The organism is Pseudonocardia sp. Ae150A_Ps1 (assembly GCF_001932315.1).
GTDB lineage: Bacteria > Actinomycetota > Actinomycetes > Mycobacteriales > Pseudonocardiaceae > Pseudonocardia.
The window spans coordinates 2,428,216-2,446,117 of sequence record NZ_MCIJ01000001.1 but is presented as its reverse complement, the minus strand read 5'-3'; the positions used below and the strand labels follow the sequence as shown (position 1 = coordinate 2,446,117).

Genomic DNA, 17,902 nt, shown 5'->3' with positions numbered 1-17,902 from the left:
GGGAGACCCGTGGAACTGCTGGAGAACCCGATCCGGACCTATGCCTGGGGATCGCGGACGGTCATCGCCGAACTGCTCGGCCAGCCCGTCCCGGCGCCCCACCCGCAGGCGGAACTGTGGCTGGGCGCGCACCCGGCCGCGCCGTCGAAGGTGCGCTCCGGGGACGCCGTGCGCCCGCTGCACGAGCTGATCGCCGCCGACCCTGCGGCGGCGCTGGGCCCCGGCCGCGACCGCTGGGAGGGCAGGCTGCCGTTCCTGCTGAAGCTGCTGGCCGCCGACGAGCCGCTGTCGCTCCAGGCGCACCCGAGCCTGGAGCAGGCCCGGGACGGCTGGGCCCGGGAGAACGCGGCGGGGCTCCCCGTCGACGCCCCGGACCGCAACTACCGCGACGCCAACCACAAGCCCGAGCTGATCTGCGCGCTCACCGACTTCGTCGCGCTGGTCGGGTTCCGGGAGCCGGCCAGCACCGTCGCGCTGCTCCGCGCGCTCGACGTGCCGGAGCTGGCGTCCTACGCCGAGCTGCTCGCCGGGCAGCCCAACCCGGACGGCCTGCGCGCGCTGTTCACCACCTGGATCACGCTGCCGCAGTCGCTGCTTGACGAGCTGGTGCTCGCCCTGCAGGGTGGTGCGGTCCGGCTGCTGGAGCGGGGTGCGGGGGAGTGGACCGGCGAGGCGAAGACGGTCCTCGACCTCTCCGAGCGCTACCCGGGTGACGTGGGCGTCCTCGCGGCGCTGCTGCTCAACCGGACCACCCTCGCCCCCGGCGAGGCGCTCTACCTGCCTGCCGGGAACCTACACGCGTACCTCTCGGGGGCCGGCATCGAGCTGATGGCGAACTCCGACAACGTGCTGCGCGGCGGGCTCACCCCGAAGCACGTGGACGTGCCGGAGCTGCTGCGGGTCCTGGACTTCGCCGCACCGCCGCCCGCGGTCCGCAGGCCCGCCCCCGAGCAGGACGCCGACGGGTGGCACCGCTACGACGTGCCGGTCGAGGAGTTCCGGCTCCGCCGGGCCGACACCGGTGGCCGGGACAAGCTGGACGTCCCGGGCACCGGCGCCCGGATCATGCTGTGCACCTCCGGCGACGCCGCGGTCGAGGCAGGCGGCGCGGAGATCGAGCTGCCCCGCGGCGCCGCGGTGTACCTCTCGGCCGGCGACACGGGCGCCGTGCTCACCACCGGCGACGACGGCGCCACCGTCTTCCTGGCGGGCGACGCGCTCTGATCCGCGGGTCCCACGGCCCGCCGCGCCCGCCGATACGCTGCACCGCATGTCGGCCGGCGGCGGGACGAGGGCGATCATCGCGGCGTTGCTCGCGAACCTGGGGATCGCGGCGGCGAAGTTCGTCGGGTACCTGATCACCGGGGCGTCGTCGATGCTGGCCGAGGCGGTGCACTCGGTCGCCGACACCGCGAACCAGGGGCTGCTGCTGCTCGGCGGGAAGCGGGCCGCCCGGGCGGCCACGCCGGAGCACCCGTTCGGGTACGGGCGGGACCGCTACTTTTACGCCTTCGTCGTCGCGTTGCTGCTCTTCACCGCCGGTGCGGTGTTCGCGGTGTACGAGGGCCTGCACAAGCTGGCCGAGCCCGAGCCGCTGACCTCGCCGCTCGTCGCGGTCGTGATCCTGGTGGTCGCGATCTGCCTGGAGGGCTTCTCGTTCCGGACGGCGATGGCCGAGTCGCGTCCGCTCAAGGGCAACCGCAGCTGGTGGCTGTTCATCCGGCAGGCCAAGGCCCCGGAGCTGCCGGTGGTGCTGCTGGAGGACTTCGGCGCACTGATCGGCCTGTCGCTGGCGCTGGGCGGCGTCGGGCTGACCGTGCTGACCGGCGACCCGGTGTGGGACGCGGTCGGGACCCTGGGCATCGGGGTACTGCTCGGCGTCATCGCGATCGTCCTCGTCGTGGAGATGAAGAGCCTGCTCATCGGCGAGGGCGCGCTGCCGAAGGTGGTGGGCCGGATCGTCACCGAGCTGGAGGCCGGTGCGGACGTGCAGCGCTGCATCCACCTCAAGACCCAGTACCTGGGCCCGGAGGAGCTGCTGGTCGCGGCGAAGGTCGCCTTCACCCCCGGTATGACGCTGGAGCGGGTCGCCCGTGCCATCGACGAGGCCGAGGCCCGGGTGCGTGCGGCCGTGCCGGACGCGCGGGTCATCTACCTGGAGCCGGACCTGGACCGCAGTCCCGCCCCCGCGGAGGACGCCGGGGGCCTGGGAGCTCAGTAGGTGTCGGGCGCCCGGTGGTGCTCGAAGATCAGTGAGGTCCGGGTGCCCGCGACCTCTGGCCAGGAGTTGAGCACCCCGACCAGCTGCCGCAGCGCCGCGGTGCCGGCGCTGGCGACGCGCAGCATGTAGTCGTCCTCGCCCGCCAGGAAGTAGACGTCGCGGACCTCGGCCAGCCCGGACGACCGGGTCACGAACTCGTCGAGCCGGTCGCGGGCGTCGGCCTGCAACGTCACGAAGATCATCGCCTGGAGCGGGTGGCCGGTGGCAGCGGGATCGACGTCGGCGTGGTAGCCGCGGATCACCCCGCGGTCCCGCAGGGCCCGGACCCGGCCGAGGCACGTCGACGGCGCGATCCCCACGGCCTCGGCGAGCGCGTTGTTCGGGGTCCGGGCGTCCTGCTCCAGCAGCCGCAGCAGCCTGCGGTCGGTGCCGTCCAGCCGAACGACGTTCGGCTCGGCCGCCCATCGTGCCGCCGCCACCGAATCATCGTCGTTCATGTCCACCGATCCGAGAATCTTCGTCGTTGGAGTTGGCACGATACCGCTTCTTCTTCATCCTTGACGGAGCCGACGGTGAGGAGAGGGACATGCGCGTCGCGGTGCCGAAGGAGACCAAGGACAACGAGTACCGGGTCGCGCTGACCCCGGCCGGGGTGCACGAGCTCGTCCAGCGCGGGCACGAGGTGGTCGTCCAGCACGACGCGGGCGCCGGCTCGGCCATCGCCGACGCCGACTACAAGGAGGCCGGCGCGCAGGTCCTCGCCGACCCGGCCGAGGTGTGGGGCTCCGCGGAGCTGCTGCTCAAGGTCAAGGAGCCGATCGGGTCGGAGTACGGCTTCCTGCGCCCCGATCTCACCCTGTTCACCTACCTGCACCTGGCCGCGTCCCGGCCGTGCACCGACGCGCTGCTCTCGGCGGGCACCACCTCCATCGCCTACGAGACCGTGCGCACCGCCGACGGCCGGCTGCCGCTGCTCGCCCCGATGAGCGAGGTCGCGGGCCGGCTGGCCCCGCAGGCCGGCGCCTACCACCTCATGCGCTCGGCCGGTGGCCGCGGCGTGCTGATGGGTGGCGTGCCCGGTGCCCCGGGCGCCGACGTCGTCGTGCTCGGCGCCGGTGTCGCGGGAGCGAACGCGATCGCCATCGCGGCGGGCATGCACGCGCAGGTCACCGTGCTGGACATCGACGTCGACAAGCTCCGTGCGATCGACGAGCGCTACGCCGGCCGCGTCCGCACCGTGTACTCCACGCAGCTGGCGGTCCGCGAGGCCGTGACGAACGCCGACCTGGTCATCGGCGCGGTGCTGGTCCCGGGCGCGAAGGCCCCGACGCTGGTCCCGAACGAGCTGGTCGCGCAGATGCGCCCCGGCGCCGTGCTCGTCGACATCGCGATCGACCAGGGCGGCTGCTTCGAGGACTCCCGGCCGACCACGCACGCGGAGCCGACCTACGCCGTCCACGACACGGTCTTCTACTGCGTCGCGAACATGCCGGGCGCGGTGCCGCACACCTCCACCCGGGCGCTGACCAACGCGACGCTGCCGTACGTGCTGCGGCTGGCCGACCGTGGCTGGGAGGCCGCCACGGCCGACGACCCGGCGCTGGCGGCCGGCCTGTCCACGCACCGCGGCGCGCTGCTCTCGGCCGAGGTGGCCCAGGCCCACGGGCTGGAGCACGGGACGGTCTGACGCTCCCGGCGCACGGGATCACCGGTCCGGGTCGCGACATGCCCGGGCGCGACACGGCAAACCGGACATATCGTTGCGCAATCTTATCGTGACCCTAAATCTGCTCCCCCGGAGCGTGACGGGCACCGCACCACGGTCGTATTTTCACCGCTCATGACGGTCACGAACCGTGGTGGCGGAATCTTCCGCACCAAGACGGTCGAGCAATCCATCCGGGACACCGACGAACCGGACACCCGGCTGAAGAAGGACCTCGGGACGATCGATCTGATCGTCTTCGGGGTCGCGGTGGTCATCGGCGCCGGTATCTTCACCCTGGCCGCGAGCACGGCGGGCAACATCGCGGGTCCCGCGGTGTCGCTGTCGTTCGTCCTCGCCGCGGTCGCCTGCGGTCTCGCCGCACTCTGCTACGCCGAGTTCGCCTCCACCGTGCCGGTGGCGGGCAGCGCGTACACGTTCTCCTACGCCACGTTCGGCGAGTTCATCGCCTGGATCATCGGCTGGGACCTCGTGCTGGAGTTCGCGGTCGGCTCGGCGTACGTGTCGAAGGGCTGGTCGGAGTACCTGGCGCAGACACTCGGCCTGATCGGGCTCGACGTGTCGACCTCGTTCGAGCTGGGGAGCTTCTTCTCCTTCGACTGGGGCGCGCTGCTGCTCGTCCTCGTGCTGGCCTTCCTGCTGTACCGGGGCACCAAGCTATCCAGCCGGGTCAGCCTGGTCATCACCACGATCAAGGTCGCGATCGTGCTGTTCGTGATCATCCTCGGGCTGTTCTACGTCAACGCCGCGAACTACACCCCGTTCGTGCCGGAGCCCACCCCCGGCACCACCGAGACCGGCACCGGCATCCAGCAGTCGCTGCTGTCGTTCTTCGGCGGGGCGTCGTCCAGCGTGTTCGGGATCTACGGCGTGTTCGCCGCGGCCGCCATCGTGTTCTTCGCCTTCATCGGCTTCGACGCGGTCGCGACCACCGCCGAGGAGACGAAGAACCCGTCCAAGGCGCTGCCCCGCGGCATCCTGGGCTCGCTCGCGATCGTCACCGTGCTCTACGTCGCGGTCGCGCTCGTGATCACCGGCATGGTGCCCTACACCGAGCTGGCGACCCAGCCCGACGGCACCCGCGCCACCCTGGCCACCGCGTTCGCCTCGCTCGGGGTGAACTGGGCGGCGACGATCATCGCGCTGGGCGCCCTGCTCGGCCTCACCACCGTCGTCATGGTGCTGATGCTCGGGCAGATCCGGGTCATCTTCGCGATGTCGCGCGACGGCCTGCTGCCCACCGGGCTGGCCAGGACGAACAACTACGGCACCCCCGGCCGGGCAACCTGGCTGATCGGCACCGTGATCGCGCTGGTCGCGACGTTCTTCCCGGCCGAGGACCTCGAGCAGATGGTCAACATCGGCACGCTGTTCGCGTTCGTGCTCGTCTCGATCGGCGTGGTGATCCTGCGCCGGACGCGGCCCGAGCTCCCGCGCGGCTTCCGGACGCCGCTGGTGCCGGTCGTCCCGATCCTGGCCGTGCTGGCCTGCGTCTGGCTGATGCTGAACCTGTCCGTCGAGACCTGGCTGCGGTTCGTCCTCTGGATGATCATCGGTGTGGTCGTGTACTTCGCCTACTCGCGGCGCCACTCCGTGCTCGCCCGCCGCGAGCGCGGTGAGCTGCCGGCCCAGATCGGCGGCTCCGGCGGGGCCGGCGGCTCCGGGGAGTCCTGACCCGCACCCGAACGACCTGCGACGGCGGCGTCCCGGCGATCGGGCGCCGCCGTCGTCGTACCTGGTTGTACGACCGAACGGTGCACTACGTATCTTTCCGCACCATGACGGCCAGAAGTCCCAATGGCGGGATCTTCCGCACCAAATCGGTCGAGCAGGCGATCAGGGACACCGAAGAACCGGAGTTCCAGCTCAAGAAGGCGCTCGGCCCGGTCCAGCTCACGATCATGGGTATCGGGGTGCTGATCGGCACCGGTGTCTTCGTCCTCGCCGGCGAGGCGGCTGCCCTGTACTCGGGGCCCGCGGTCGCGCTGTCCTTCCTGATCAGCGGCATCGTCTGCGCGCTGGCGGCGCTCTGCTACGCCGAGTTCGCGTCCTCGGTCCCGGTGGCGGGCAGCGCCTACACGTTCTCCTACGCGTCGATGGGCGAGTTCATCGCCTGGATGATCGGCTGGGACCTCGTCCTGGAGTTCACGCTCGGCGCGGCCACGGTCTCCAAGGGCTGGGGCGGCTACTTCGACACCGTGATGGCGGGCATCGGGCTGCCGGTCCCCGACGCGATCTCCGCAGGCCCCGGTGGCGGCGGGATCATCGACCTGTCCGCCGTCTTCATCGCGCTGCTGATGATGGCGGTGCTCATCGTGGGCATCCGGCTCTCCGCCTGGGTGAACGCCACCGTCACCTCGCTGAAGCTGCTCATCGTCGGCGGGATCATCCTGATCGGCTCGTTCTACGTGACCGGGTCGAACTGGACGCCCTTCATCCCCGAGTCCCGGCCGGCCGACTACTCGAGCGACGCCGGGACACCGCTGCTGCTCGACCTGTTCGGCATCGACACCGCCTTCGGCCTGACCGGCGTGTTCACCGGCGCGGCGCTGGTGTTCTTCGCCTACCTCGGCTTCGACATCGTCGCCACGCTGTCGGAAGAGGTGAAGAACCCGCAGCGGACGATGCCGATCGGGATCATCGCCTCGCTGACCATCGCGACGCTGCTCTACATCATCGTCTCGCTGATCTACACCGGGATCCTGCCGTACGAGCAGCTCGGTGTGGAGGCGCCGGCCGCCGCGGCCATGGCCGCCACCGGCCTGCCGGCAGCCGAGTTCATCATCTCGTTCGGCATCCTGATCGGGCTCACCGTCGTGATCATGACGCTGATGCTCGGCCAGACCCGGGTGGCGTTCGCGATGAGCCGCGACCGGCTGCTGCCGCCGTGGCTGGCCCGGGTGCACCCGACCTACCGCACCCCGTACCGGCTGACGATCATCACCGGTGTGACCGCGGCGGTCCTGGGCGGCTTCCTGGCGCTCACCGAGCTGGGGCAGCTGGTCAACATCGGCACGCTGGCCGCGTTCGTCCTGGTCTCGATCGGCGTGATCGTGCTGCGGAAGCGCCGTCCGGACCTGCCGCGCACGTTCCGGGTGCCGTTCATGCCGGTGCTGCCGATCGTGTCCGCGGTGGCCTGCTTCGGCGTCGCGCTGTTCCTGCCGGCCGACACCTGGATCCGGTTCTTCGGCTGGATGGCGCTCGGTGCGGTGATCTACTTCGCCTACGGCCGTCGTCGCAGCCGCCTCGCGACCGGGCAGACGCTGGCCGAGATCGCGTCCGAGGCCCGCGGGGGGAAGACCCCGCAGACCGCCGTGGGCTCCACCGACCGGTCGGCGGACGACGACGGCTCCACCGGCTCGTCCTCCTGACCGACCTCCCGACGACCACGGCGGCGGCGTCCCGGTGATCCCGGGGCGCCGCCGCCGTCGTCGAAGCGGGTCCGTGCCCGGTCGGTCAGGTCGGCAGCGCGTAGCCCTCGAACCGCTCCCGCAGCGTCCGCTTCGAGAACTTCCCGACCGAGGTCTTCGGCACCTCGTCGATGAACTCGACCGCGTCGGGCAGCCACCAGCGCGCCACCCGCGGGGTCAGGAACTCCAGGAGCTCCTCGGCGGTGAGCGTGCTCCCCGGCTCGACGACCACGCACGCCAGCGGGCGTTCCACCCACTTCTCGTGCGGGACGCCGATCACCGCCGCCTCGGCCACCCGCGGGTGCGCCATGATCTCGTTCTCCAGCTCGACGGTGCCGATCCACTCGCCACCGGACTTGATGAGGTCCTTGGTGCGGTCGACCAGGCGGAACGAGCCGTACGGGTCGACGGCGGCGACGTCGCCGGTGCGCAGCCAGCCGTCGTCGGTGAACTGGGTGCCGCCGCCCTCGCCGCGGTGGTACCCGGCGGCGATCCACGGACCCGACGCCTGGACCTCGCCGGTCGCGCGGTCGTCCCAGGGCATCTCCTCGCCGGTGTCCGGGTCGGCGATGCGCATCTCCACCAGCGGCACCGGCCTGCCCTGGCGCACCCGGGCGGCGGCGAGCTCCTCCTCGGAGGCGCCGTCGAGGTGCGTGCCGAGCATGCCGACCGTCCCGATCGGCGAGGTCTCTGTCATGCCCCACAGGTGCGTCAGGGGCAGGCCGAGGGTCCGGCGGTACTCCTCGGAGAGCGCCTTCGGGACCGCCGAACCCCCGCAGATGATCATCCGCAGCGACGCCAGGTCGTGCTCGGCGAGCAGCGGGAGCGCGTTCATCCAGATCGTCGGGACGCCGCCGGTGACGGTCACCCGGTGCCGCTCGATCAGGTCCAGCAGCGAGCCGGGCGAGAGGTCCGGCCCGGGGAACACCATCGCGGTGCCGGCGAGCAGGCAGCCGTAGGGCAGCCCCCAGCAGTTCGCGTGGAACATCGGGACCACCGGCATGACGACGTCGCGCTCGGCCAGCGCCGGCCCGTCGGCGATCAGCGTGACCATCGAGTGCAGCATCGTCGAGCGGTGGCTGTACACCACGCCCTTCGGGTTGCCGGTGGTGCCGGACGTGTAGCACATCGCGGCGGCCGCGTTCTCGTCCTCGACCTCGAACCGGCCCTCGTACGGCGCGGCGGCGGCGAGCAGCTCCTCGTAGTCGCGGATCCGCGGGTCGTCCGGGACCGGGGTGTCCGCGCCGTCGTCGAGTACCACCACGTGCCGCACCCCCGGCAGCCGGTCGACGTGCGGCCAGAGCAGCCCGAGCAGCGACCGGTCGACGAAGACGACCTCGTCCCCGGCGTGGTCGGCGACGTAGACCAGCTGGTCGGGGTGCAGCCGGATGTTGAGCGTGTGCAGCACCCGGCCGGTGCACGGTGCGGCCAGGTAGAGCTCCAGGTGCCGGGAGGTGTTCCAGCAGAACGTGCCGACCCGGCCGCCGTCCGAGATGCCGAGCGTGTCGAGGGCGGTCGCGAGCCGCCGCACCCGGACCGCCCACTCGGCGACCGTTACGGTCCGCTCCGTGCCGTCCGGGCGGGCCGTGACCAGGGTATTGTGGCCGAACAGCTGCTCGGCCCGGTGGAAGATGTGCGGGAGGGTCAGGGGCCGGTCCTGCATCAGTCCGAGCATCGTCGCTCCGTTCCGTCGCGGTGCGCACTCTCGTGCGGTCCACCGGTGACCGTAGCGTCGATCTGTGAGCCGCCTCACCACCTGACGGGGCCGGTCGGGTGGGGGAACGCTCCGTCCGGGCACTCCTGGTGACGGCCCGACCGCACTACGCTCGCCCCCCATGACCGATCCGTGTTCCGGCGCCCCGGATGATCCGGACACCGCCGCGGTCTGCCTGGACGTCGGCTCCAGCTGGACGAAGGCGGTGCTGGTCCACCCGGACGGCACACCCGCCGGTTTCGCCGAGCACCCGACGACGGCGGACGTGATCGAGGGGGTCGACGCGGCGGTCGCCGCCGCGGCGGCGTCGATCGGGAGACGGACCGGTGGGCCTGCCCTGGAGGTGCTCGCCTGCTCCTCGGCGGGCGGGCCGCTGCGGCTCGCCGTCGTCGGGGCGGACCGGCTCGCGGCGACCGAGGCCGCGCACCGGGCGTGCCGGTCGGCGGGGGCGCGGGTGGTGGGGGTGCACACCGGCCCGCTGGAGAGCGACGCGGTCCGCGAGCTCACCGATCAGCGTCCCGGCGCGGTCCTGCTGCTGGGCGGGGCCGAGGGCGAGGACCCCGGCGTCGTCCTGCACAACGCCGGGCGGCTCGCCCGGACCCGGGGTGGCTGGTCGGTGCTGCTCGCCGTCGCCGACGCCGCCCGGGACGAGGCCCTCGACCTGCTGCGGGCGGGGGGCCGGGACGTGACCTCGTACCCGAACGCGACGCCCCGTCCCGGGGAGATCGTGACCGGGCCGGTGCGCGACGCCGTCGCCGAGCTCTACGCGGGCCAGGCGCTCGGGGTGCGGTCGGGGCCCGGCGGGTTCGGCGACCTGGCACCCGTCCGCACACCGGTCGCGGTGGCGGCCGGTGCCGGGGTGCTGGCCCGGCTGACGGGGACCGGGGTGCTGGTCGTCGACGTCGGGTCGGCGACGACCGGGGTGCACCTGGGGACGCCCGGGCCCGGTTCCGGGGTGATGACGGTCGAGGGTGACCTCGGCGTCCGGGACGGGGCCGGCGGCGTGCTGGTGGAGGCGCAGACCGAGGGGCTCGTCGATCCGGTCGAGGCCGACCTGCTGGCCCCGGCCGTCGCGGCGCTGGAGGCGTCCGGTCCGGCGGTGCCCGCCGACCGGGGTGCGGCCGCCGAGGACCGCAGGCTCGCCGCGATCGCCGCCGTCGTCGCGCTGCGCCGGCACCTGCGGCACACCGGCCTCCTCCCCGCGGACGTCCCCGGGGCTGCGCCGGACCGGATCGCGCCCGCTCCGGCGGAGCCGGCCGCCGGCCCGGCCGGTGACATCGGTCTCGTCGTCCTCACCGGGGGAGTGTTCCGCCAGCGCGATCCCGCCGCGCTGGCCGCGGTCGCCGAGACGGTGCGTCGTGACCCCGTCCTGCTGGCGATGCTCGCGCAGGTCGAGGTCCGGGTGGACACCGAGTCCGTGCTCGCCCCGGCCGGTCTCCTGGCAGCGCACGGCCGGGAGGACGCCGCCCGTGCGCTGCTCGTCGAGCGCCTCGGCGGGTGAGCGTCGTCCGGTTGACACCCTCCGGGTCCCTGGGAACGATGGTTCCTGCGAGAGAGCCGGGCGCCGAGAGGCGCTGCAGCGGTCACGCACCCGCACGGGTGCCGCCGCCACGCTCGGGGCCCGGCCCGGCACGGACGAGGAAAGGGCGCCTGTCTCCGACGAGGAGGGAGGGCGCCGTGCTTCCGTGTCGCCGCACTTCGCCTCCGCCGGAGTCCTTCCCGTCCGGGATGCGGCCGGTAGCACCGGTCGCACGGATGAGTCCGACACGACCGCCCGAGGAGGCGCACCCACCCCATGACCGCATCCGAGACGACCGGCCACCCGAAGCTGCAGAACGTCAACGGCCTCGACTTCGCGATCGCCGACATCAACGAGGCGGAGTACGGCCGGAAGGACATCCGGCTGGCCGAGAACGAGATGCCGGGCCTGATCGACCTGCGCCGCGAGTACGCCGAGGCCAAGCCGCTCGCCGGGGCGCGGATCGCCGGGTCGCTGCACATGACCACGCAGACCGCGGTCCTCATCGAGACCCTGGTCAGCCTGGGTGCCGACGTGCGCTGGGTCTCCTGCAACATCTTCTCCACCCAGGACTACGCCGCGGCGGCCACCGTCGTCGGCCCGAACGGGACGCCGGAGAACCCGCAGGGCGTGCCGGTCTTCGCCTGGAAGGGCGAGACCCTGGAGGAGTACTGGTGGTGCACGGAGCAGCTGTTCAAGTTCCGTGACGCCAACGGCGACATCGTCGGCCCGAACATGATCCTCGACGACGGCGGCGACGCCACGCTGCTCGTGCACAAGGGTGTCGAGTTCGAGGAGACCGGCGTCGTGCCGACCGTCGCCGACGACGACGAGACCGTCGCCGACGAGGAGCGGGTCGTCCTGGCGACCCTGCGCCGCAGCCTCGCCGAGGACCCGAAGCGCTGGACCACCATCAACTCGGACATCCGCGGCGTCACCGAGGAGACCACCACCGGCGTCAACCGCCTGTACCAGCTCGCCGAGCAGGGCAAGCTGCTGTTCCCGGCGATCAACGTCAACGACTCGGTCACCAAGTCGAAGTTCGACAACAAGTACGGCATCCGGCACTCGCTGCTGGACGGCCTGAACCGCGCCACCGACGTGCTGATCGGCGGCAAGGTCGCGGTCGTCGCCGGCTACGGCGACGTCGGCAAGGGCTGCGCCGAGGCGCTGGCCGGCCAGGGTGCCCGCGTGATCGTCTCCGAGGTCGACCCGATCTGCGCCCTCCAGGCGCTGCTCGAGGGCTTCCAGGTGGCGAAGGTCGAGGACGTCATCCACACCGCCGACGTCGTGGTCACCACGACCGGCAACAAGGACATCGTCACGACCGAGCTGATGCAGAAGATGAAGCACCAGGCGATCCTGTGCAACGTCGGTCACTTCGACAACGAGATCGACATGGCCGGGCTGGGCCGCATCGCGGGCATCAACAAGATCAACATCAAGCCGCAGGTCGACGAGTGGATCTTCCCGGACGGGCACTCGATCCTGGTGCTCTCCGAGGGCCGGCTGATGAACCTCGGCAACGCGACCGGCCACCCGTCGTTCGTCATGTCGAACTCGTTCGCGAACCAGACGATCGCCCAGATCGAGCTGTTCACCAAGCACGACGAGTACAACAAGGACGTCTACCGTCTGCCGAAGCACCTCGACGAGAAGGTCGCCAAGGTGCACGTGCTGGCGCTGGGTGGTGAGCTGACCAAGCTCAGCAAGGACCAGGCCGAGTACATCGGCGTGGACGTCGAGGGCCCGTACAAGCCGGAGCACTACCGGTACTGATCGGGAGGCCCCTCGGGGTCCGGGTTTCTCCGTCCGACGGCGCGGTGGCTGCAGCCGCCGCGCCGTCGGCGTGTCCAGGGGGTTCGTCCGTGATCGACCGCGGTTCCGGGGACGGCTGGGTGCACTGCGCCCACGGCCACAAGCACTGGGGGGTGTTCGGCGCCGCGGGCCTGCTGGTCCGGCACCGCGCCGCGGAGGACCCGCCCGGGGTGGAACGGATCCTGCTGCAGCACCGGGCGGGCTGGAGCCACCACGGCGGGACATGGGGGATCCCGGGCGGTGCCCGTGACCGGGGTGAGTCCGCGCACGACACGGCGCTGCGCGAGGCGGCGGAGGAGAGCACGCTCGACACCGCGGCGGTGGCCACGCTCGACGAGTTCGTCGACGACCACGGCGGCTGGACGTACACGACCGTGGTCGTGCGTGCCCTCGAGGCGCCGCCGGTCGGCGTGCGCGGTGCGGAGAGCACCGAGCTGCGCTGGGTGCGCACCGACCGCCTCGGCGAGCTGGACCTGCACCCCGGGTTTGCGACCACGTGGCCCGTGGTCCGGGCCATCGGCGCCTGACCTAGGGTCAGCGCCCGTGGGACGGCTGGTGGTCATCGAGGGGCTGGACGGTGCCGGGAAGCGCACCTTCGCCGGCCGGCTGACCGCTGCGCTGCGCGCCGGGGGCGCCACGGTCACCTCGGCCGCGTTCCCCCGCTACGACGACGACGTGCACGCCGAGCTGGCCCGCGACGCGCTCTACGGGCGGATGGGCGACCTCGCGTCGTCGGTGCACGCCATGGCGGTGCTGTTCGCGCTCGACCGGCGCGACGCCGCGGCCGGGCTGCGCGAGTCGCTCGGCACGCACGACGTCGTGCTGGTCGACCGGTACGTCGCCTCCAACGCCGCCTACAACGCCGCGCGGCTCGGCCAGGACGTCCGTGGCGAGGTCGTCGGCTGGGTCAGGGAGCTCGAGATCGACCGGTTCGGCATCCCGGTCCCCGACCACCAGCTGCTCCTCGCCCCACCGCGCGCGGTCGCCGCCGAGCGGGCCCGCGCGCGGGAGCTGACCGAGGCCCGGCAACGGGACGCCTACGAGAGCGACGACGCCCTGCAGGCCCGGACCGACGCCGTGTACCGCCAGCTCGCCGACGCCGCCTGGCTGAGCCCGTGGACGGTGCTGGGCGATCCGGCCGACCCGGCCGGGCTCGTCGCCGACCTGCTGCAACGACCCTGACCACCGGACTGGGATAGTGAGGAACATGAAGTCGCGCGTGCTGGTGGTCGACGACGACCCGGCCCTGGCCGAGATGCTCACCATCGTGCTGCGGGGCGAGGGATTCGAGACCGCGGTCGTCTCCGACGGCACGCGGGCGCTTCCCGCCGTCCGGGACATGCAGCCCGACGTGGTGCTCCTCGACCTGATGCTGCCCGGGATGAACGGCATCGACGTGTGCCGGGCGATCCGCGCGGAGTCGGGCGTCCCGATCGTCATGCTCACCGCGAAGAGCGACACGGTCGACGTCGTGCTCGGCCTGGAGTCCGGCGCCGACGACTACGTCGTCAAGCCGTTCAAGCCGAAGGAGCTCGTCGCGCGGATCCGGGCCCGGGTCCGCCGCATCGAGACCGAACCGGCCGAGCAGCTCTCGATCGGTGAGATCGACATCGACGTCCCCGCGCACCAGGTGACGCGCGGTGGCAGGCCGATCGCGCTCACCCCGCTCGAGTTCGACCTGCTCGTGGCGCTCGCCCGCAAGCCGCGCCAGGTGTTCACCCGGGAGGTCCTGCTCGAGCAGGTCTGGGGGTACCGGCACGCGGCCGACACCCGCCTGGTGAACGTGCACGTGCAGCGTCTGCGGTCCAAGGTGGAGCGCGACCCGGAACGCCCCGAGGTGGTCCTGACCGTCCGCGGGGTGGGGTACAAGGCCGGGCCCCCGTGACCGGGTCCGGTCGCCGGCGATGAGCCGGGGCGGACTGCGTCGCAGGCTCGCCGGCGTGCCCGGGGTGCGCCGGATCGCCCGCGCGCTGGCGCCGCTGCGGGCGCAGGCGCACGAGCTCGGCGCGCTGGTCGCGGCGTCCTGGCGGCGGTCGCTGCAGCTCCGGGTCGTGGTGTCGACCCTCGCGCTGTCGACGGCCGTCGTGCTCGTGCTCGGGCTGGTGCTGCAGAGCGAGATCACCGAGCGGCTGTTGCAGAGCAAGGCCAACGGCGCGTTCGTGCAGGCGGACACCAGCCGGGTGGTACTGGAGGGCGAGCTCTCGGGCGTCGACCCGGACCGCGAGGGCGCGCAGGAGACGCTCGACTCGGCGTTGCAGCGGCTGACGAACACCCAGTCCTCCGCGCCCGGCTCGTCGGCCGCCGGTGACTACCGCGCCGCACTGACGACCGGCTCCGGCAACGGGCCGGAGGTCTCGTCCGGTGACGTCGGGCAGGTCACCTCCGAGCTGCGCGACACCGTCGCCGAGGGCGGCATGGGCCGCCAGTACGTGACGGTCGACGGCGTACCCACGCTCGTGATCGGGCAGCCGGTCGCGACGGCGGGCCGCGAGCTGCAGTTCTACCTGCTGTTCCCGCTCGAGGGGGAACGGCTGACGCTGAACCTCGTCCAGAGCACGCTGATCGTCGGCGGGCTCGTGCTCCTGGTCCTGCTCGCCGCGATCGCCAGCCTGGTCACCCGGCAGGTGGTGCGGCCGATCCGGCACGCCGCCGACGTGGCGGAACGCTTCGCGGGCGGCCACCTCGACGAGCGCATGGCGGTCCGCGGCGAGGACGAGGTCGCTCGGCTCGCCGAGTCCTACAACGAGATGGCCGGCAGCCTCGCGGCGCAGATCGCGCAGCTCGAGGAGTTCGGTGCGCTGCAACGCCGGTTCACCTCCGACGTGAGCCACGAGCTGCGCACCCCGCTGACGACGGTCCGGATGGCCGCCGACGTGCTCTACGCCTCCCGCGACGAGCTCCTGCCCGCCCTGCGCCGCAGCTCCGAGCTGCTGGTCACCGAGCTGGACCGGTTCGAGGTGCTGCTGGCCGATCTGCTGGAGATCTCCCGGCTCGACGCCGGTGTCGCCGAGCTGGGTGCCGAGCGGATCGACCTGTCGGCCGTGGTGCGCCACGCCGTCGACGCCGTCCGCGGCCTGGCCGCCGACGCCGGCACCGAGCTGGTGCTCGACCTCCCCGAGGGCGAGGGGGTGGAGGCCGACCCGCGGCGGGTCGAGAGGATCGTGCGGAACCTGGTGGCGAACGCGATCGACCACGGGGAGGGACAGCAGGTGGAGGTGACGATGGCCGGCGATCCCGCGGCCGTCGCGGTCGTCGTGCGCGACCACGGTGTCGGGCTGCGGCCCGGCGAGGCGGACCTGGTGTTCAACCGGTTCTGGCGGGCCGAGGAGTCCCGCGCCCGGCGCAGCGGCGGCACCGGGCTGGGGCTGTCGATCAGCATCGAGGACGCCCGGCTGCACGGTGGCTGGCTCCAGGCGTGGGGCGAGCCCGGCAAGGGATCGGCCTTCCGGCTCACGCTGCCCCGGCAGATCGGCGGTCACATCTCCACCCCGCCGCTGCCGCTGGGCCCGCCCTCGGGCGACGACGAGGCCGGTACCCCGCGCGACGGACGAGCAGGATCGGTGCCCACCCCGCCCCGCGGGATCAGCGCCCGCCGCGACGACGTCCGCGGCCCGCGCGACGAGCCGCGCCCGGTGCACGCCGAGGACGCGTGGCAGATCCGCGGCGACGAGCACGCACCGGTGCAGCCCGCCGAGCGGGCCATCACCGACCCCGGTGGTGACCGGTGACCGCCCGGCGGGACACCGTGCCCGCGCTGCGATGGGCCGCCCGGGTCGGGATGGTCGTCTGTCTCGCGGTGCTGGCCGGCTGCGCCAGCGTGCCGGAACACTCGTCGGTCCAGGTCCTGCGGCAGAGCGGCGCGGACGGTGCGGCGCTGCCGGACGGCCCGATCGAGGACGCCGATCCGCTCGGCCTGGTCCGCGGGTTCGTCTACGCCTCCGGCCGTCCCGACGACCGGCACGCGCTGGCCCGCCGCTATCTCGCCGCCCCGGCGTCGAGCTGGGACGACGGCGCATCGCTGACGGTGCTCACCGAGCGCTTCGACACCGTCTTCGCCCCGGACACCGCCGCGGCCGGCCCGGACCGCGCGGTCGTACGCGTGCGCGGTGCGCAGCTCGGCACGGTCAGCGCCTCCGGGGCGTTCGAGCCGGCCCCGCAGCCGGTCGAGGTCGACATCGGTGTGGTGCGCCAGGACGACCACTGGCGGATCGACCGGCTCCCGCCCGGGGTGATGGTCCGGCTCTCCGACTTCCGCGCGAACTACCGGTCGCTGCGGGCGTGGTTCGTCGACCCGCAGCGTGGCTCGCTGCTGGCGGATCCCCACTACGTCCCCAGCACCCGGCAGAACCAGCTGGCCGCCCGGGCGACCGAGGTCCTGATGCGAGGGCCGTCCGACGGGCTGGCCGGCGCGGCCACCACGCTGTTCCCCGCCACCGCCCGCCTGCGCTCGGCCGTCACGGAGTCGCCGGACGGCGTCGTGGTCGTCGACCTCGCCGGGGTGTCCGGGCTCTCCCCGCAGGACCGGCAGCTGCTCGCCGCGCAGATCGCGTCCACGCTGTCGGAGGTGAGCGTGCCGCGGGTGCGCGTGCTCTCCGACGGCGAACCGCTGCTGCCGGACCGGCCCGAGGTCACCCGGGACGACTTCGCGGCGCTCGTCGCCGGGCCGGAGCGGATGCCGACGTACCCGCTCGTCGTCGACGGCGGCCGGGTCTGCCGGCTGGTCGAGGGCGGGCAGGACGCTCCCGTCCCCGGGCAGGCGGGCAACGGCTCCTTCGACGTGGTCGACGCCGCGACCGCGACGCGGACCGACCGGATCGCCGTGGTCTCCCGGGAGGAGAGCGGCACCCAGCGACTCCTGGTCGGCCCGTCCGGCGGGACGCTCACCGCGACGCCGGTCTCCGGCGCGGTCGTCACCGCACTGAGCTGGAACGCGGCCGGGGACGAGATCTGGGCGGTCGCCGACGGCAGGCTGCGCCGGGTCGCGGTGCCGGCGGCGGAGCCTCCGGCGGAGGCTCCGCTGGACACCAGGGTGCTCGACGGCGTCCGGGAGATCCGCGACATCGCACTCGCCAGGGAGGGCGGTCGCGTCGCGGTCGTCGCCGACGGGCGCGTGCTGGTCGGGCCGATCGTGCCCGGCCCCGGCGGTGCACAGGCGATCGGGCCGTTGCGCGAGCTGCGGCCCGACGACCTGGAGGACGCCGTGGCCGTCGACTGGCGGTCCAGTGAGCAGCTCGTCGTCGCCGCCGACTCCGACCGGCCCGTCTCGCTGGTGACCCTCGACGGCCTGATCCTCGACCAGTTGCCCGGCACCAACCTCACCTCTCCTCTGCGTGCGGTGACCGCCGCCCCGGGACGGCCGATCTACGTGACCGACCGGACCGGCCTGTGGAGCTTCTCCGGCGGGGAGCTGGACGCGTGGCGGCAGACGGTCGGTGCCACCACCGGCGCGCGCCCCTTCTATCCGGGCTGACCGGCCGCCGGTCCCTCAGCGGTG

General features: G+C 72.9%; 14 protein-coding genes. 12 read left to right on the top strand and 2 right to left on the bottom strand.

The annotated features are described in order from the left end of the window. Positions 1-9: 9 nt before the first annotated feature. Complete coding sequence (gene manA / locus Ae150APs1_RS11190) at positions 10-1,224, top strand: mannose-6-phosphate isomerase, class I (protein WP_075297397.1); 1,215 nt, start codon at positions 10-12, stop codon at positions 1,222-1,224. Positions 1,225-1,270: 46 nt separating this feature from the next. Beyond that, entirely contained in the window at positions 1,271-2,221 is a 951-nt protein-coding gene (locus Ae150APs1_RS11185) for a cation diffusion facilitator family transporter (RefSeq protein WP_010233927.1), read from the top strand. Here the strand turns inward: Ae150APs1_RS11185 and Ae150APs1_RS11180 are convergent. Next, entirely contained in the window at positions 2,215-2,718 is a 504-nt protein-coding gene (locus Ae150APs1_RS11180) for an Lrp/AsnC family transcriptional regulator (RefSeq protein WP_075297395.1), read from the bottom strand. The two genes, Ae150APs1_RS11185 and Ae150APs1_RS11180, sit on opposite strands and share 7 nt — an antisense overlap. A gap of 89 nt (positions 2,719-2,807) precedes the next feature. Between Ae150APs1_RS11180 and ald the strand changes: the two genes are divergently transcribed. The 3 genes from ald to Ae150APs1_RS11165 all read left to right on the top strand — a co-directional run bounded on the left by ald (position 2,808) and on the right by Ae150APs1_RS11165 (position 7,318). Then, a complete protein-coding gene (ald, locus tag Ae150APs1_RS11175) occupies positions 2,808-3,908 on the top strand; it encodes an alanine dehydrogenase (protein WP_075297393.1) in 1,101 nt (366 codons plus the stop codon). A gap of 153 nt (positions 3,909-4,061) precedes the next feature. Then, positions 4,062-5,621, top strand: coding sequence for an amino acid permease (locus Ae150APs1_RS11170; protein ID WP_075297391.1), 1,560 nt, complete (start codon positions 4,062-4,064; stop codon positions 5,619-5,621). 104 nt (positions 5,622-5,725) lie between these two features. After that, positions 5,726-7,318 carry an amino acid permease gene (locus Ae150APs1_RS11165; RefSeq protein ID WP_075297389.1) on the top strand — a complete coding sequence of 531 codons (1,593 nt, stop codon included), beginning with the start codon at positions 5,726-5,728 and terminating at the stop codon, positions 7,316-7,318. A gap of 85 nt (positions 7,319-7,403) precedes the next feature. On the opposite strand, the gene Ae150APs1_RS11160 is transcribed toward Ae150APs1_RS11165, so the two are convergent. Continuing rightward, complete coding sequence (locus tag Ae150APs1_RS11160) at positions 7,404-9,032, bottom strand: long-chain fatty acid--CoA ligase (protein ID WP_075297387.1); 1,629 nt, start codon at positions 9,030-9,032, stop codon at positions 7,404-7,406. A gap of 160 nt (positions 9,033-9,192) precedes the next feature. Between Ae150APs1_RS11160 and Ae150APs1_RS11155 the strand changes: the two genes are divergently transcribed. From Ae150APs1_RS11155 to Ae150APs1_RS11125, 7 genes are all read left to right on the top strand, one after another. Further along, the gene (locus tag Ae150APs1_RS11155) at positions 9,193-10,572 is read left to right on the top strand and encodes a glutamate mutase L (RefSeq protein ID WP_075297385.1); all 1,380 of its coding nucleotides are present in this window, start codon (positions 9,193-9,195) and stop codon (positions 10,570-10,572) included. 294 nt (positions 10,573-10,866) lie between these two features. Continuing rightward, the gene (gene ahcY, locus Ae150APs1_RS11150) at positions 10,867-12,369 is read left to right on the top strand and encodes an adenosylhomocysteinase (protein WP_075297383.1); all 1,503 of its coding nucleotides are present in this window, start codon (positions 10,867-10,869) and stop codon (positions 12,367-12,369) included. 89 nt (positions 12,370-12,458) lie between these two features. Beyond that, on the top strand, positions 12,459-12,935 hold the full coding sequence (locus Ae150APs1_RS11145) for an NUDIX hydrolase (protein WP_010240531.1): 477 nt from the start codon (positions 12,459-12,461) through the stop codon (positions 12,933-12,935). A gap of 16 nt (positions 12,936-12,951) precedes the next feature. Next, a complete protein-coding gene (locus tag Ae150APs1_RS11140) occupies positions 12,952-13,590 on the top strand; it encodes a dTMP kinase (RefSeq protein WP_075297381.1) in 639 nt (212 codons plus the stop codon). Positions 13,591-13,615: 25 nt separating this feature from the next. Then, on the top strand, positions 13,616-14,293 hold the full coding sequence (gene mtrA / locus Ae150APs1_RS11135) for an MtrAB system response regulator MtrA (RefSeq protein ID WP_010240537.1): 678 nt from the start codon (positions 13,616-13,618) through the stop codon (positions 14,291-14,293). Between the two features lie 19 nt (positions 14,294-14,312). Further along, positions 14,313-16,136 (top strand): MtrAB system histidine kinase MtrB, encoded by a 1,824-nt coding sequence (gene mtrB, locus Ae150APs1_RS11130; RefSeq protein ID WP_010240540.1) that lies wholly within the window; start codon positions 14,313-14,315, stop codon positions 16,134-16,136. Next, positions 16,133-17,878: an LpqB family beta-propeller domain-containing protein gene (locus tag Ae150APs1_RS11125; protein ID WP_075297379.1), complete on the top strand. Its 1,746-nt coding sequence runs from the start codon at positions 16,133-16,135 to the stop codon at positions 17,876-17,878. Before mtrB ends, Ae150APs1_RS11125 begins: the two co-directional genes overlap by 4 nt. Positions 17,879-17,902: the final 24 nt, after the last annotated feature.